Here is a 2210-nt window from a genome sequence, read left to right as displayed (position 1 = left end):
GTGTCAAGGCTTCCTGAAAATTGACCCCGTGGGGGTCTCGGAAATTTGACCCCCGCGCCTGGTTGATCAGTTGTGGTTGGGTCGGTCCTTGGCGAGGAGCTCGCGGCGTTGGCGGGTGCGGTAGGAGTCGCCGGCGAGGGTGAGGACCTCGGCGTGGTGGACGAGCCGGTCGATCATGGCGGCGGCGACGACGTCGTCGGAGAAGGTCTCGCCCCAGCGGCCGAAGGGGAGGTTCGAGGTGACCAGGACCGAGCCCTGTTCGTAGCGGGAGGCGATGAGCTGGAAGAACAGGTTCGCTGCGTCCTGGTCGAAGGGGATGTAGCCGACCTCGTCGATGATGATAAGTTTGTAGCGGCGGATCTTTCTGAGTTCTTCGTCGAGACGGCCGGCGTGGTGGGCGTCGGCGAGGCGGGTTATCCAGTTGCTGGCGGTGTCGAACAGGACGGAATAGCCGGCATGGGTTGCTTTGACGCCCAGGCCGATGGCAAGGTGGGTCTTCCCGACGCCGGGCGGGCCGAGGAGGACGACGTTTCCCGCTTTGGCGATGTAGGTGCTGGTGGCCAGATGGGCGAGAACGTCGCGGCGAAGTGAGGGGAGGTGGTCGAGGTTGAAGTCCTCCAACGTTTTGACGGTCGGGAAGTGCGCGGTGCGGATCCGCATGACGGTGCCTTTGGACTCGCGGTCGGCGACCTGGCGCTGCAGCAGCGCGGCGAGGTATTCTTCGTGGGACCAGTTCTCCTCGCGGGCCTGGATGGCGAGTTCTTCCCAGAACGCGCCGATCGTCGGGGTCTTCAACACCCGGGTCAGATAGGCGATCATCGCTGGCATGCCGTCGGAGGTTTTCCCGGCCGGTGCCGCCGGTATGGTGGCTGTGGTCATTCGCTGCTCGCTTTCTTCTCGAACGGTGTGGGGGTGAAGTCGACGCCGAACAGGGCGTCGTAGTCCGGCAGCGCCCGCATGCTGACCGGGTGGCCGTCGCCGTGGTGGCGTGTTGCCGCCGCCCGTCGCCGGCGGTCCTCGGCCAGGGCCTGGCGCATCCGCCCGGCAGCCGCGGCATGCTCGGGATCGGTGATGACACCGTGGCGGGCCCACGAGCGGGCATGACGGGCCACGGGCTGGCCGTCGCAGGTCACCGCCACCGTGTCCAGCGAGGCGGTCACGTCGACGAACCGGCCGATCGCCCGCGGGTCGACCGAGTAGTCGACGGTGTCGACCCGCACGTAGTAGTCCCGGCCGAGCCGGACCCGGGTGGCAAGGCCGGTCAGCGGGTCGACCGGCGGCAGTTCCAGCATCGACCGCAGATCGGTTTCCAGCAGGTCGACCGGACGGCCCCCGACCGACCGCACGGTGCGGGCATTCGCCAATGTCAGCCATTCAGTCAGCTGGATGTTGAAATCCTCCGGGGAGGCGAACCGCCGGCCGGGCAGAAACGACGTCTCGAAATAGCCGTTGGCCCGCTCGACGATACCCTTATATTCCGGGTCCCGTGGCGGCGCAAGCCTGATCTGGGTCGCCAACGTTCCCGCGAACCCCGCCGCCGGCGCCGACACCCGGCCGGTCCCACCGATCGCCGATTCCCGATCCCATACCAGCGTCTTCGTGACCCGCCCGACCCGGCCGATCAGCAGCCACATGCCCGCGAGAATGTCACCGGCCTGCCGCGATGGAATCATCGTCGCGGTCAGGAACCGGGAGAACGCCAACGTCATCACCAGCACCGGAAGCACCCTTTCCTGCCCCGCGCCCACCGGAATCACCGGCTCCGGGAACCACAGATCACAATGCGCGAACTCCCCCGGCTCATACACCATCCGATCTACCGGGTCGATCCCGACATACTCCGGCCGGATCACCGTCAATCGCTTCTTCAACGGCGACAGCGAATACGGCCAGCCGATCCGCTGCGCGATCACTGGCGCCGGCATCCGCGGCCACTCCGTCAGCAACGCCCGGATCACCGGCTCGAACGGATCGACCACTGACCCGCGCGGCGCCCGTTCGTACTGCGGCGGCCGGTCCGACGCCAACGCCGCCCGCACCGTGTTCCGCGCCACACCCAGCCGTCGAGCGATCTCCTTGATCGGAACGCCCTCAGCTCGACGCAATCTGCGGATCTCCGCCCAGTCCTCCACCTTCAGCACCCCTCCTACACCAGCAGGGGGTCAGTTTTCGCGGCCCCCTGGGGGGTCAGTTTTCAGGAGGCGGCGACA

General features: G+C 67.2%; 2 protein-coding genes. Both read right to left on the bottom strand.

The features are described from left to right. Positions 1–66 precede the first annotated feature (66 nt). Entirely contained in the window at positions 67–879 is an 813-nt protein-coding gene (gene istB, locus NBZ83_RS31755) for an IS21-like element helper ATPase IstB (protein WP_261576467.1), read from the bottom strand. Further along, positions 876–2141: an IS21-like element ISFsp3 family transposase gene (gene istA, locus NBZ83_RS31750; protein ID WP_261576466.1), complete on the bottom strand. Its 1266-nt coding sequence runs from the start codon at positions 2139–2141 to the stop codon at positions 876–878. Before istA ends, istB begins: the two co-directional genes overlap by 4 nt. Positions 2142–2210: the final 69 nt, after the last annotated feature.

The sequence above is a fragment of the Frankia gtarii genome, from assembly GCF_025403375.1.
In the GTDB taxonomy this organism is placed as follows: Bacteria; Actinomycetota; Actinomycetes; order Frankiales; family Frankiaceae; genus Frankia; species Frankia gtarii.
This window is presented reverse-complemented; position numbering and strand designations above follow the sequence as displayed.

Excerpts from the sequence above, each read along its gene's own strand:
- istB (WP_261576467.1), bottom strand. The coding sequence starts at position 879 with ATGACCACAGCCACCATACCGGCGGCACCGGCCGGGAAAACCTCCGAC.